Raw genomic sequence first — 13,459 nt, forward strand, 5'->3', positions numbered from 1 at the left:
GCCTGAAAGGCCGTCTGAAAAAATCAACGCATCAAAAACGGCGGATATTCCGCCAAATCCCCGCGCAGATGCCGCGCCAGCAGCATCGCCTGCACATGCGGCAGCAGCCCCACCTGCACCTCCTCCTGCAAAAACGGATGCACGATTTTCTCCTGCTTTCTCGCCTGCAACGCCTGAAACAGCAGCTTGCGCGTCTCCGGCTTCATATTCACCGCGCCGCCCGCCTCCGCCACAAAATCCTGCGGCTTCACCTGCCCGCGGTTAATCAGCGAAAGCACCAGCCTGTCCACCCACCATGCGCGGAATTCCTCCAACATATCCTGCGCCAAACTGTCGCGCCCCGGCCTGTCTGCGTGCAGAAAACCCACCTGCGGATCCAGCCCCACCCCCTGCAGCGCACCGCCGATTTCCTTACCCACAATACTGTAAAGAAACGACAGCAGCGTATTCACCCCGTCGCGCGGCGGACGGCGGTTGCGCCCGTCAAACACAAAACCGCTCCGCTCCGCAATCAAATGCCCGAACACCCCGAAATAACGCGCCGCCGCATCCCCCTCAATCCCGCGGATCACATCCAGCCCCTCCGCCCGCTTCAACTGCTGCAAACCGAAATTCAGCGCAACCGCCGCCGCCTGAACCTCCGCATTCTCCCCGTGATTGCGGATATGCCGCTGCAACACCCGCTTGCTCGCCTGAATCTTCGCCGCAATCATATTGCGCGCCACCGGCACAGGATTGCCCTCCGACACACGGTACTGCGCCCGCCGCAGCAACACATTCCCGCCCTGCCGCCCTTGCAAACGCCCCAAAAACCGACCGTTTTCCGTAAAAAACGCCAGATTCACCCCGTTTTCCCCGCAAAACCCCATCAAAAACGGCGACACCAACACATTGCCGAAACAGAAAATATGCCCGATGGAATGCACCGGCAACTGCGCCACTTTCCTGCGCTCCTGCTCCACCACCAGCGTCTCCCGCTCCTTATGCAGATAACTGCCTTGGGTGGTGATGTAGAGGGTGTTTTGAAGTTTGCGCATTTGGAAAATCCCCTTGGTTTTGACCGCACTTTAAAGGCCGTCTGAAAAATATGTTAGATGTAGGGTGGGTGTAAACCCACCGATTAGCCAGTAGGTCGGGCATTTATGCCCGACCTACGTACTACTTATAGATTGCTCTAATCTTGTTAGCAAAACTATCTGATAATTGGAAATCATCAGATTTAATATGTTGTAATGCTTGAAATGGCTTTCCTGATTTGCCGCTTTCATAACCAAGTTCTTCTTCTATGTCATTGACTAATTCAACTGCCACACCTAATTCTTCAATAACTTCATCCAGAATTGCCTTTGTGGCAGAATTGGCAGCTTCTATTGCCTGTGGTTTCAATGTTTTATTTTCCTGATGATCTTTATATCATATACAGCAACGTATGGAATACTAAATTTATTTAATAATCTGATATACAGAGGAATATTCTGCTTTGAACCACAGTCAATAATAGTATAGCTATATTTAAAAATGCTTAATTTATCTGCCAAAGCAGGAATAATAACCTTATCAGTCTGTCCTTCTACTAAAATTACTTTTTCAGCAAAAAATAATTCTCCCCTATCAGGATTAATCCAGTAAGATAAATTCCATTCATTTTTTTGGCTTCCGTCAAATAAATCTTCTTCGCATTGAGTTATCTTACTACCAGTTTGTTCATTTTCTTTTTTGACGATATAAATAGATTTATATTTATCGATATTAATAAGATTGCTTGAATGCGTACACAACATAACCTGATTACCAGTTTCAGATAAATTTACAAAACTATCAAATAAAGCCCTTTGAGCTTGTGGATGTAAATACAATTCAGGTTCTTCAAAAATAAAATAGCGTGATTTAGATGCTGCCCTGTTAGTAGTTTCAGTATTACTTAACGCCTGTAATTGGCGTTTTGCAATTAACTGAATAAGCGCAATAGTTACAGCTCGTTGTAAACCATGCCCTTTACGCGCAATATCAGTTCGTGTTCCGTCGTTAATCCATACAGAAGCACTTGATTTTAAAATTGCATCAATATCAGGAGCATTCAATTCAATATCAAAATATGCATTCCAAGATGACAGTTCTTGTGAAAGTTCCTTTTCCAAGTCAGCTAATTGCTCGGGTCGGGCTGTATTTTCTATACCATTAATATATTTACTGAATTTAGAAAATAAATTTGTTAATTGCTGCTTTGTTCCCTGCCAATCTGAATTGTGTAGCGACATCGCTTCTACAACTTCACTAAGTAACTTTCCAAAAATACTAGTATCTTTTGAAGTGAAATCATCAGCAGCATTCTTAATCGCCGGTAAGAAGTAAACATCCCCAAAAATTCCTTTAGCAACAGATTTAAGTCCCATAAAATTAGTTGTTTCCAACTCATAACTAAATGAGAGATTAGAAAAATTTTCTTTAATATATTTCTGTTGGGCATCAATAATATGCTGTTTTGTTAATCTAACCTCTGGTAGATACGGATGGAAAGGTAAACTGTTTGCTGTTTCTCGTCTCGTATAGCTTCCTGCATTTTCTTCTTTTAAATAGTCTTCCGAGCAAATCTGTATCCAGCCCTTATATTCAAAACTACCACTGATATAAGCGGTTTTTCTAACTCTAACTGTTTCTTGCTGAGTTAAATATTTCTCAAATGTTTTTTTATCTTGTTCATCAAGTTCAGTAAATTCTATTTCTACAAAAAGTTCTTGTGCACCTTGTGAAAAATCTAATTCTTGGTGCTTAATTTCCCCAAAAAAGAATAGAATAGCCGAACAATCCCGCCACATACCCTTTCGACCTATCCCTTTCCAGCAACTGCGGCTGACAAATCTCCACCAGCGAACAGGCTTTGCAGCGTTTGCCGTATTCGGGCGGCGGTGTGATACCGCTGTCCAGCAGTTCGCGTACCTTGCGGATAACGTCCAGCGTCTGCACCCTGAGGCCGTCTGAAAACGCAACAGGCACGCGGTGGCGGGTCTGCATATACCACAGCGCGCCTTCGCTGACGCTCTGCCCCGTCATCTCCTCCAAACACATCGCCTGCGCGCACAGCTGGATTTCGTCGAACGGCTCGGGCTTGGGCTTGCCGCGTTTGTATTCCACGGGTTTCAGACGGCCGGTCTGAATATCGTGTTCGACCATATCGAGTATGCCGCTCAGCCCCAGCTTTTCCGCCGCAACATGCACGCTGCGTTCAAAGCGCACGCCCTTGCGCGTTTCCGGCTCGCCCGAATCCACCCGCTCATGCAACGCCCTGCCCTGTGCGGTGAGAAAATTCTCCGCCCACGCCTGTTCGTTGTGGATCAGCGCGCATTGGCGCGGGCAGAAGGCGTAGTGTTGCAGGGCGGAAAGGGAAATGTTTTCCATCGGTTATTTTTCTTTGTTTGGCGGTTATGAAAAAATCCATACAGGCCGAAACCCTTAAAAAAGGGAAGAGGCCGTCTGAAATTTTTACCGTTGCGCAGGCCGGGCCAAACCCAGCCTATATGACTGTTTCCAATGTTTTTTCAGACGGCCTGAAAAATTTCAGCAGGCCGGAAAGCTCGTCTCCCAGTTTGCTCCATAAGAGAGAAAGGTTTGCGTATGCAGCCATACCCAAACATTGGGAGCGGCAGGCATCTGCTTTTCCGGCAGAACGCAATTTCAGACAGGCATTGCACTATGCCTGTCTGAAAATTAAGTTTCTGAATTTTTAAAGTTTTTCAATTACTTCCACACCATCCAGGCCGTCTGAATCGACGCTGATTCGGTAGTCGGCGAAAGACTGGGCTGGGGTGCCGCTTTCGCTGCTGATGCGTTCGACTTTGACGCGCTCGAACAGTTTATGCGCGGGCTGGCTGCCCAGGACGCTGTCGTGCTTGAAGACGATGAGTTTGCGGGCGGCCATTTCACCGCGTGCGGCAGAGCGGTCGTGCTCGAACATCAGTTGCAGGGATTGCCAGAGTTTTTCCAAGTCGTTGTCGGAAAAGCCGGTTTTGGCGGCAAGGTTTGCGGAGATAAAGCCGTGTACGCGGTAAAGGCCGTAGGGAACGATGTGTTTGCGCCCCATCGTGCGCTCTTTTTCCAGGTCTTTTTCGTTGGTTACGGCCATGCGGGTAATGGAAATTTCCAGCGGCACAATCGGATCGATGGATTGGGCAAAGGCGAGTTGCACGGGGCCGCGCACCTGGCCGCTGTTGACTTCGGTGGTCATTACGGCGCCGAAGCTGCGGATGTCGAAGAAGTTTTTGCACATCCATGCGGTGATGTCGCGTGCCTTGGCTTCGTCTCTGGGCAGTTTTTTGGCTTCGGATTCAATACCCAAGGCTTCATAGGCGCGTTTGTTTTGCAGATTGAGCACGCTTTTTTCTTTGACGTAGATTTCATAACCCGGCTCGTTCGGGCAGGATATTTCGATGAAATTGCGGATTTTGCGCTTCAGGCAGACATCGGTAACCAGCCCTTTGCTGGTTTCGGGATCAAGGCGCGGCATATTGCCGGCATCAGGGTCGCCGTTGGGGTTGCCGTTGGTTACGTCGAAAAAATAGACAAATTCGTAACGGTTTTGGATAGACATTTTCTGCTCCTTATTCTTCGGAAGTTTCGGGGGATTTTTTGGCGAAATAGTGTTGTTTCTGATGGTAGTAGCCGATGGCGAAGCGGCCTTGCTCATCGAGGCTTAAATGGCGCGGAAAGGTTTCGGGCAGCAGGGTAATGATGCTTCCCAAATCCTTGTCCAGATTGACCGCCATGCCCGCTTTGTCTTTTCTCAGCCGCGAAAGATGGTGCTTGGCACCCGCCAACAGGCGCGGGAATACGGAAAACGGCACGGCCGATGCCGAGCCGTAATAGCGGTCGGCGATGCCGGCATTCAAATCGCCCAAGGCCTGATTCTGGATGCGCTCCAATACGGCAAACAGCCTGCCCAGCAAGTAGGCCTGGTTATGGCTTTCTACGTTCAAACTCATATCAACTCCTTCGTTAATCAATCCCTTGCGGAATTTTCTCTGCAAAACGGCTTTAATCATGGCAATGCGCAGCCCGTTCGCATCGCCGTCGGCGCGAATGCGGACAATCAGTTGCGAAAGCAGGCTCATCGGATAAGGTGTGCCGCCAATCACGGCGCGGGTCATTTCGCCGGCCAATACGGGGGAAATGTTTTCGCTTTTGCCCAAAGAGGCCGTCTGAATCAGCAAACGCCAAATCAACGGTGGATTCTTCCACGGGCGCGGTTCGAGCTGTAAATCCTGCCAATGCTGCGCCAAATGTGCTGCCAACTGCCCGAAAGTGGTGTCCAGCCAAAAGCGCACGGAAATCCGTGCGGCGTTCGGCGCCAGTCCCAAAATATAAAAACGGGTATCGTCCGCCAAATCAGGGGCAGCTTCGGCCAACGGACGGCCTTTGGCGATTTGCTCGATGATGTCGAAGATTTTCTGGTTTTCCTGTGCATCATCGGGCGGGGTCATTATCGTGGCGAAAAAATCTTCCGCCGCTTCGCTGATTGTGTGTAGATTGGCACGACATGGTATGTCGGTCATTATCGTGGCGAAAAAATCTTCCGCCGCTTCGGCTTGGGCGTTGTCGGCGGCTTCCGCCCAAAATACGGTGCTGGCGTCGCCGATGTTCAGGCGGTGCTTGTCGCTGCGCAGCAGATAGTTGAGCGCGGTGGTGTAGGCAAAAGCGGCATGTTCGGATACGGGAGAGTTGGCACCCTGCTCTTTGCCGAAAGAGGTAAAGGACTCTTTGTTAAACGAAATAATCGAACCGCCGGAACTCTGCCCGCCCCATACGCCTTTAATCGCGGGATGCAGCCGCGCAATCGGCGCGGGTTCGCCGCTAATCAGACACAAGCCTTGTTCGACATCGTCGCTTTGCAGCATTTGCGCCCACAATGCTTGCGCCGCCTCGCTTTGATGGATGCAGTTCCACCTGCCGTCCAAACGGAAGACGATGTTGGCATCCAGCATTTCACTGGTAAACGGCGGCTCGGCAAATTTTTCGGGCTGCCAGTGCAGGAGAAAGCGGTACAGCGCCTGTAATCCGGCATCTTCGCTGTCCTTCAGTTTTTCTTCATGCAGCGTCTTAAAAGCTGAAAAGGTTTTTTCAGATGGTACAAACGGTTCGGTTTTGGCGGCCGCTTTGTCTTTATTGCTTTCTACGCCCAAAGCGTAAGCGGTTTTATCCCACAAAAAGTTAGACTTAACGCCCGAAGTGCGCTTTTCAGGACGAGGCACCGCCATCAGTCGCGGTTGCGGTTTTTTATCATCGGTCAGATGCGGTACGACATCGACCACAAGGCCGTCTGAATTTAATACCACCACATAACCGATTTTTTCCTCGCTGAAACCATACGCCGGTACTTTGGGATTGCCCGCATTGTCCTGCTCGGCCGACAGGCGCGTGTAATAGCGGGCAAGCGAATGCAGAATCATGCTTTCACCTCCTCGGCGTAAAACGGCGGCACTTCAATCACGCCGTTTTTCATCTCGGCACGGAAAAAACGCGGCGTATTGCCGTGGTCAAAATCAATATCGTGCAACATCCAGCCGAAATCGCGGTCACGCTCGTTTTCAGGCAGGCATGAGGGCGGTAACGGATCGTGCTCACCTATAAATGCAAAATCCGCCGGAAATTCGCGCACGCCCATGCACGGCTGCTGAAAACATTGCCCCTTGGAAGCACGGCGTTTAAACATTTCGATATGCTTGGTGATGTTGTCGCCTTCCCACGCCTTATCGGTCATCACAACGTGCGCCTCAATCACATAAGCCACCTGCTTGAGTACCGTAGCCGCGCGTTGCTGGCGGTCGTCTTCAATCACGGTATATAAATCCTGCACGCTCTTGCGCTTCATCGCTCCGCTGGCCTTGCCGGCCGAAATTTTGCCGCCCAACTCATTACGCCTGATAGATTCAAAACGAATCGGCTGCAATACATGAATTCTGTCCACTACCCAGCGGATTGCCGGTTTCCAATGCACCGCCGCCAAAATCCCCCGCGCGGCAGACGGCGTGATGACATCGTAAGACACCCGTTCCACCTTCATCTCAGGACGGGTAAAGCAGGCGTAGTCGCCCCAGATATAAAGCCTTACTCTATTAACCATAGTGCTTCTCCTAAAAGCAGCCAATTCAAGCCAAACACCCAATCAACAATCATGAATATTTGACCTGAATCGAAGCTGTTTCCTCTAACACACACCCTCCCGAGAGAGGGCGAACCTTCTTACTTAACTAAAATACCAAACTTAGTTTCAACACACAGCCGCTCGAAAACGGCTGACAGGAAAAGCAACCACAAAAAATTAGTGACTTTGCTTAATACGCCATGTTATCCGAGAATAAGTGGCTGTAATTTCTCCCAGAATACTACCGCTCCACCAACCAGCATTCCCAATACAATTTTCCAAAAACGCATACCTTTCCAAGCCACCTGAAAGCTCCCGTCTTCCTTCTGTTCTACATGGAACATCCATCCTTGATGCTTGTCCCCATTGTGCTCTTCGTCCATACCAACTCTTCCACAAGCAGTTTTGATGCCAGCATTCTAATGGAAAATCCGCGACGGAGTCAAAATTTTTTAAGTATGGTATTTTAAATTATCATGCTTTCAGCTTTTAAAAAATCAGCATCCTCCCAACTCAATCCCGCTGTTTCATCATACAAATCCAACCCAATCAAACACCAAAACTGTCGGCCGAATTTGGCTTCATTCAAGGCTTCAATCCGCCCGGCGGCGTATAAGGCATCCAACGCTTTTTCGGGGATTTGTACGGTATAGGGCTGCAATTTTCGCAGCAGGCCGCCGATGTGGTCGGCGTGGCGTAACGCATCAATCAGCTCTTCGGCTTTGGCATCAAACGGCACAATAACGGGCTGCATATGGTTTTCAATCATGCGGAATTTTTCGGCAACGGTCTGGAACGGGAAATTCGGCCCGTTTGCGTGAATGGTATGCAGAATCTGCTTGTCGTCCAACGCCGTACCTTTGGCGCAATACAGTTCTTTAAAATACTGCGTAATGGCAGGCGGCGAGAGCAAATCGCGGTGGGCGTCGTTACGGAACACGCTGCGCATGGCGGCGGCTTGTACGGCCAGTTCGGGCGGAGTTTTCCATTCTTCGGCCGTCTGAAAAACATAAACCGGGCTGTTTTCCGGCAGATTTTTGCCTTCGCGGTTGCAGCGTCCTGCTGCCTGCGCCACCGAATCCAATCCGCTTTCAGCGCGCATCACTACGGGGAAATCGACATCGACACCCGCCTCAATAAGGGAAGTGGCGATGACGCGGCAAGGTTGTCCGTTTTTCAGACGGCCTTTGATTTCCGCCAGAATATTTTGGCGGTGGGCAGCGCACATCAGGGTGGTCAGGTGAAAAAGGCCGTCTGAATGCACCGTTTTGACCTGGTCATACAGGCTGCGGGCGTGGCGGCGGTTGTTGACGATGATAAGGATTTGCGGGTGTTCTGCGAGCTTTTCCTGCAAGGCATCATCGTTTTGCAGGCCGATATGCCGAACGGTGGCGCGCTGCAATTGCTTGAACAGTTCGGGCGGATTGGGCGCGAGTTCGCGCAAACCGGCAAAGGTTTCCTGAAAATAATGGACTTTGTGCAGGGCGGGCTGGGTGGCGGTGCACAGCACCACGGTGCAACGGTAATTGCGCGCCAGTTCGTCGATGGCGGCAAGAATGGGCTGCAGCAATTTGGGCGGCAGCATTTGCACTTCGTCGAGAATAATCACGCTGCCGGTGATGTTGTGCAGCTTGCGGCAGCGTGAGGAGCGATCGGCAAACAGGCTTTCAAAAAACTGCACGGCGGTGGTTACGACTATGGGCATATCCCAGTTTTCCGAGGCGCGGTGCAGTTTGTCCCGGCTGTTGCGGTCCTGGATGGTTTCGTCGTTGAAGGTGCTGTGGTGTTCCAAAACCGCCGCTTCGCCCAGATCGCCGAAGGCTTTGCGAAATTCGGCGGCGTTTTGCTCGATGATGCTGGTGAACGGAATCACATAAATCACACGGCGCAAATCGTGTGCCAGGGCGTGTTTGAGTGCAAACGCCATAGAGGTAAAGGTTTTGCCGCCGCCGGTGGGTACCGTGAGCGTAAACAGTCCGGGCGGCAATCCGGCCTGTGCGACGGCATGGTCGAGAATTTCGCTGCGCAGGCGGTTGAGTCCGGCATTGCGTTGCAATTCGGGAGTATCAACTCGATTTTGGGCAGTCTTTTGTCTGAATGCGTCGAGAAACGCTTGAAACCGTTGTTGAAGCTGTTCCAGGGAAGGATAGCTGCCGCGTGCCGGCGTCTGGTTTTCCAGGCCGAGATAGAATTTTTCGGTATCGAGAAAATCGGCATCTACCAGGCAGGAGTAAAGCATACGGGTGTAAAACGCGCGGCTGAACGCCTGTAATTCTTTGATTTTCGGTAATACAGGGGGCGTTGCTGCCAATTTTTCAGGCAGCCCGCCGATTTCCGCCTGCCATATCGGGTCAAGCTCGGGAATATCCGCACCGAATGCTTCTTTCAAGCGGTCATTCAATACCGTGCGCCCGTTACCGCTACCAGCTCCGTCGGCCAGCCCCGCATGATGTCCGGCAATGCAAAATGCCATCATGTTGCCGAGGTTACCCCATGTCTTCACCGCAATTTTTGCTCCGGCGGTGGAATGGTTCACCGGCTTCCCGCCGCGCAAGCGCTGCTGGAATCGGGCGCTGTACTTGCCCAAATCATGTAGCAGGCCGGTATAGCGGGCGATTTCCTGTGCGCCGAAGAAAGCGGAAAATTCCGCTGCTGCTTGGCCGACGGCAGTTAGATGACTGCTTAGGGTCTGCCACTCGGATTCGGGTCGGTTTTCGGCGGAATGGGCGTAATAAGGTTGGAATTGTTCCTGCATAATATTCTTACTTTTTTAGATTATTTATGTAAAGCCAATAATATACCGCAATAAAGTGTAAAACAATTACCTTCATCTCTATACCGGTAGTATCTATTTCATTCTTAAGCAGCTTTTGCCCAATTAATCGTAGCCCTCAAAGGCCGTCTGAAAATTGCCGCCGCCCTGCAAATTGTTTACAATCCGCCCTAATTTTTTCGGGTAAACAAAAGTTAAGGAGTTTTGCTATGGCGGGTATGGGCAAACAGGCGGGTTCGCCTGATTTGGTTTACGGTTTGGAAGACAAGCCGCCGTTTATGAATGCGCTGTTGAGTGCGGTGACGCATCTTTTGGCGATTTTCGTGCCGATGATTACGCCGGCGCTGATTGTGGGCGGGGCGTTGAATCTGCCGGTGGAGATGACGGCTTATCTGGTGTCGATGGCGATGGTGGCGTCGGGCATCGGAACGTATCTTCAGGTCAACCGTTTCGGCATGGTCGGCTCGGGTATGCTGTCGATCCAGTCGGTGAATTTTTCGTTTGTGACCGTAATGATTGCGCTGGGCACGGGCATGAAAGAGGGCGGGATGGATGAGAACGCGATGATTTCGACGCTCTTGGGCGTGTCGTTTGTCGGGGCGTTTTTAATCTGTTTTTCGGCTTTTCTGCTGCCATATCTGAAAAAAGTGATTACGCCGACGGTGAGCGGCGTGGTGGTGATGCTGATCGGTTTGAGCCTGATTCATGTGGGGATTACCGATTTCGGCGGCGGTTTTGCGGCAAAAGGCGGCGGCACGTTCGGTTCGGTGGAAAATCTGGGGCTGGCTTCGCTGGTTTTGGTGATTGTTTTGCTGTTCAACTGCATGAAAAACCCGCTGCTGCGCATGAGCGGCATTGCGGTGGGGCTGATTGCGGGCTACGTCGTGGCGCTGTTTATGGGCAAAGTGGATTTTTCCGCGCTGCAAAACCTGCCTGTGATTACCGTACCCGTGCCGTTTAAATACGGCTTCGCGTTTGACTGGCACGCGTTTTTGGTGGCGGGCGCGATTTATCTTTTGAGCGTGTTTGAGGCGGTGGGCGATTTGACGGCGACGGCGATGGTGTCCGACTGCCCGATTGAAGGCGGGGAATACACAGGCCGTCTGAAAGGCGGCGTGATGGCCGACGGCTTGGTTTCGGTGATTGCAACGTCGCTGGGCTCGCTGCCGCTGACCACGTTTGCGCAAAACAACGGCGTGATTCAGATGACGGGCGTGGCGTCGCGCCATGTCGGCAAATACATCGCCGTGATTTTGGTGCTGCTCGGGCTGTTTCCCGTGATCGGGCGGGCGTTTACCACGATTCCGTCGCCGGTACTCGGCGGCGCGATGGTGTTGATGTTCGGCCTGATTACGATTGCGGGCGTGCGGATTTTGGTCAGCAACGGCATCCGCCGCCGCGAGGCCGTGATTGCGGCGACTTCGGTCGGCTTAGGTTTGGGCGTGGCGTTTGAACCGGAGGTGTTTAAAAACCTGCCGGTGCTGTTTCAAAACTCGATTTCCGCCGGCGGGATTGCGGCGGTGGTTTTGAATTTGATTTTGCCTGAGGATAAAACGGATGAAACCGTTTATGTTGATACGGATAATTTGGAACACTAAACCCGTATGATGCAGCAAGGCCGTCTGAAGATTCAGACGGCCTTATGTTTGTTGCGGCGGCTGTTCTATCCCAGCAGCCCTTTCGGAATTTCGCAAACCGGAATCGGGTTCACCTTATGCTGCATGGCTTTGTGTAAGCGGGTGTAGATTTCCAAAACTTCGCGCTCGCGGCCGCTGAAGTCTTCGGGCGTTTGGTGTCCGTACACGCTCATGGCCCATTCCAGCTCGGGGTAGGTCGCGCCCATCTGTTCTTCGTCGGTGCGCTCGGTATCCCACAGTCCGTCGGTGGGGACAGCGCTTTGGATTTCGGGGATAATGTCTAATTCTTTTGCCAATTCATACACTTGGGTTTTTGTCAGGTCGGCAATCGGGCTGATGTCCACGCCGCCGTCGCCGTATTTGGTAAAGAATCCGACGCCGAAATCTTCGATTTTGTTGCCTGTGCCCGTGACCAGCAGGCCGTGGATTTGGCCGTAGTAGTAGAGCGTCACCATGCGCAGGCGCGAACGGGCGTTGGCGAGTGCGAGCTGTTGGTTGGGGAACTCGGTTTCGGTGTCGACGGTTTGTACGAAGGTGTCGAAAGTCGGCGTTAAATCAACGCGTTGTGCGGATACGTTGGCAAAACGGCGCTGCAAATCGGCCATGTGCGCCTGCGCGCGGCTGACTTGGTCGGCTTTTTGGCGGATAGGCATTTCGAGCAGTAAAACAGGCAGACCGGTTTGGGCGGCGAGGGTGGAGACGACGGCGGAGTCGATGCCGCCGGAGACACCGACGACAAAGCCTTTGGCGCGGGCGTTTCGGGCGTATCGTTTCAACCAGTCGGTAATGTGTGCGGCGACGGCGCGGGTTTGCATGGGGAAATCCTGTTGAAAGTTGGAAGGTTGGAACGCCGTTTTCAGACGGCTCATGCGGACGTTTCAATATAGCGTTTTCAGACGGCCTTGGCAATTTCGGGGCAGGCCGTCTGAAAAATATTCATGCTCGGGAGCGAAACTTTCACGCGCTTTGCACCGGGTTTGGCTGTTCAGGGGCGGGCGGGTCGGGTAAAATTGTTGACAATTTCGGCTGGTTTGTTTTCAGACGGCCTGAACGGCTGTTTTATGTAAAGGCCGTCTGAAACGGGTAAATCCTTCCAAGCGGCGTCATCAAAACTGCTTTTAACGGCAGATTCCGCCTGCGCGGAAATGACGTCCGTGCAAAGTTCAGACGGCCTTTTGGGTTTTCCCCGCATCTCATGCTGAAACCCTTTGAGATAAATATATAGACTCTGTGAGATAAATGGGATTCAGGTGGATGTCGGCGGATGCTGTGGGATAGAGAATTTGCAATAATGTTGCATATGGTGCAATAAAAATAGACGGGCAGATTTTGCCCGTTTTTTGTTTTTAGAGACCTGCTTTGAGTGATTCGATGGCGATGTCGATGAGTTTTTTCTCGGCTCCGTTTTGCAGCTGACCGCTGCCGTTGATGGGGAGGTATGGTCTGGCCGGGATGGTGACTTTTCTTCCGCGTCCTGCTTGGCCGCCGAGGTGGTGGATTGCGGCGTATTTTTTGTTGCTGCCGATTTGGGCGAAGCCGTTTCCGGTTTTGGTGGAGATACTGGCGGCGAGTTGGCCGGTCAGTTGCAGGGTTTTGCCTCCATCGGCAGCGCGTTTACTTTGTTTCCACTTTTCGCCGCCCCAGCTTTCACTTTCGAAGTTGTCTTCTGTCAGGCTGACCATTTCGGTGGCGATGGCACGCATCATGGGGCGGGTGTCGGTGGCGTTTTTGAGCAGCCGGTTGAGGCCGTGTTCCAGTTGGCCGGCATCTAAACTGATTTCAAGCATATTCGTTTTCCGTTACGTCGCAATTAAATAAATCGGCTAGGTTTTTCATCAGAATGAATGCCTGATGGCCATCTATTCTGATGGTAATGTCTCTATGTATAAGTAAGACGCTGTTTAAACCGACGGT

General features: G+C 51.4%; 12 protein-coding genes. 1 reads left to right on the forward strand and 11 read right to left on the reverse strand.

All coding sequences use genetic code 11. The features are described from left to right. Positions 1–23: 23 nt before the first annotated feature. From cas1c to BG910_RS09515, 9 genes are all read right to left on the reverse strand, one after another. On the reverse strand, positions 24–1,037 hold the full coding sequence (gene cas1c / locus BG910_RS09475; protein WP_089036622.1) for a type I-C CRISPR-associated endonuclease Cas1c: 1,014 nt from the start codon (positions 1,035–1,037) through the stop codon (positions 24–26). Between the two features lie 121 nt (positions 1,038–1,158). Beyond that, complete coding sequence (locus BG910_RS12595; protein ID WP_198344784.1) at positions 1,159–1,386, reverse strand: hypothetical protein; 228 nt, start codon at positions 1,384–1,386, stop codon at positions 1,159–1,161. Then, entirely contained in the window at positions 1,383–2,816 is a 1,434-nt protein-coding gene (locus BG910_RS09480) for an ATP-dependent nuclease (RefSeq protein ID WP_198344785.1), read from the reverse strand. The genes BG910_RS12595 and BG910_RS09480 overlap by 4 nt, the downstream gene beginning before the upstream one ends. Continuing rightward, positions 2,770–3,396 (reverse strand): CRISPR-associated protein Cas4, encoded by a 627-nt coding sequence (gene cas4, locus BG910_RS09485; RefSeq protein WP_089036623.1) that lies wholly within the window; start codon positions 3,394–3,396, stop codon positions 2,770–2,772. The genes BG910_RS09480 and cas4 overlap by 47 nt, the downstream gene beginning before the upstream one ends. Positions 3,397–3,721: 325 nt before the next feature. Next, the gene (gene cas7c, locus BG910_RS09495; RefSeq protein WP_089036625.1) at positions 3,722–4,585 is read right to left on the reverse strand and encodes a type I-C CRISPR-associated protein Cas7/Csd2; all 864 of its coding nucleotides are present in this window, start codon (positions 4,583–4,585) and stop codon (positions 3,722–3,724) included. A 10-nt stretch (positions 4,586–4,595) separates the two neighbouring features. Continuing rightward, positions 4,596–6,440 carry a type I-C CRISPR-associated protein Cas8c/Csd1 gene (cas8c, locus tag BG910_RS09500; RefSeq protein WP_089036626.1) on the reverse strand — a complete coding sequence of 615 codons (1,845 nt, stop codon included), beginning with the start codon at positions 6,438–6,440 and terminating at the stop codon, positions 4,596–4,598. After that, entirely contained in the window at positions 6,437–7,114 is a 678-nt protein-coding gene (gene cas5c, locus BG910_RS09505) for a type I-C CRISPR-associated protein Cas5c (protein WP_089036627.1), read from the reverse strand. Before cas5c ends, cas8c begins: the two co-directional genes overlap by 4 nt. Positions 7,115–7,338: 224 nt before the next feature. Continuing rightward, positions 7,339–7,518, reverse strand: a complete 180-nt coding sequence (locus BG910_RS09510) for a hypothetical protein (RefSeq protein ID WP_089036628.1) — start codon at positions 7,516–7,518, stop codon at positions 7,339–7,341. 83 nt (positions 7,519–7,601) lie between these two features. Then, entirely contained in the window at positions 7,602–9,890 is a 2,289-nt protein-coding gene (locus tag BG910_RS09515; RefSeq protein WP_089036629.1) for a CRISPR-associated helicase/endonuclease Cas3, read from the reverse strand. 227 nt (positions 9,891–10,117) lie between these two features. Between BG910_RS09515 and BG910_RS09520 the strand changes: the two genes are divergently transcribed. Continuing rightward, on the forward strand, positions 10,118–11,506 hold the full coding sequence (locus BG910_RS09520; protein ID WP_089036630.1) for a uracil-xanthine permease family protein: 1,389 nt from the start codon (positions 10,118–10,120) through the stop codon (positions 11,504–11,506). A gap of 65 nt (positions 11,507–11,571) precedes the next feature. Here the strand turns inward: BG910_RS09520 and nadE are convergent, their stop codons facing one another. Together nadE and BG910_RS09535 are read right to left on the reverse strand one after the other, a co-directional pair. Next, a complete protein-coding gene (gene nadE, locus BG910_RS09525; RefSeq protein ID WP_089037227.1) occupies positions 11,572–12,360 on the reverse strand; it encodes an NAD(+) synthase in 789 nt (262 codons plus the stop codon). 531 nt (positions 12,361–12,891) lie between these two features. Further along, a complete protein-coding gene (locus BG910_RS09535; RefSeq protein ID WP_089036632.1) occupies positions 12,892–13,332 on the reverse strand; it encodes a phage virion morphogenesis protein in 441 nt (146 codons plus the stop codon). Between the last annotated feature and the right edge of the window lie 127 nt (positions 13,333–13,459).

Source organism: Neisseria chenwenguii (assembly GCF_002216145.1).
Classification (GTDB): Bacteria; Pseudomonadota; Gammaproteobacteria; order Burkholderiales; family Neisseriaceae; genus Neisseria; species Neisseria chenwenguii.

Excerpts from the sequence above, each read along its gene's own strand:
- cas1c (WP_089036622.1), bottom strand. The coding sequence starts at position 1,037 with ATGCGCAAACTTCAAAACACCCTCTACATCACCACCCAAGGCAGTTAT.
- BG910_RS09480 (WP_198344785.1), bottom strand. The coding sequence starts at position 2,816 with ATGTGGCGGGATTGTTCGGCTATTCTATTCTTTTTTGGGGAAATTAAG.
- cas4 (WP_089036623.1), bottom strand. The coding sequence starts at position 3,396 with ATGGAAAACATTTCCCTTTCCGCCCTGCAACACTACGCCTTCTGCCCG.
- cas7c (WP_089036625.1), bottom strand. The coding sequence starts at position 4,585 with ATGTCTATCCAAAACCGTTACGAATTTGTCTATTTTTTCGACGTAACC.
- cas8c (WP_089036626.1), bottom strand. The coding sequence starts at position 6,440 with ATGATTCTGCATTCGCTTGCCCGCTATTACACGCGCCTGTCGGCCGAG.
- cas5c (WP_089036627.1), bottom strand. The coding sequence starts at position 7,114 with ATGGTTAATAGAGTAAGGCTTTATATCTGGGGCGACTACGCCTGCTTT.
- BG910_RS09510 (WP_089036628.1), bottom strand. The coding sequence starts at position 7,518 with ATGGACGAAGAGCACAATGGGGACAAGCATCAAGGATGGATGTTCCAT.
- BG910_RS09515 (WP_089036629.1), bottom strand. The coding sequence starts at position 9,890 with ATGCAGGAACAATTCCAACCTTATTACGCCCATTCCGCCGAAAACCGA.
- BG910_RS09520 (WP_089036630.1), top strand. The coding sequence starts at position 10,118 with ATGGCGGGTATGGGCAAACAGGCGGGTTCGCCTGATTTGGTTTACGGT.
- nadE (WP_089037227.1), bottom strand. The coding sequence starts at position 12,360 with ATGCAAACCCGCGCCGTCGCCGCACACATTACCGACTGGTTGAAACGA.
- BG910_RS09535 (WP_089036632.1), bottom strand. The coding sequence starts at position 13,332 with ATGCTTGAAATCAGTTTAGATGCCGGCCAACTGGAACACGGCCTCAAC.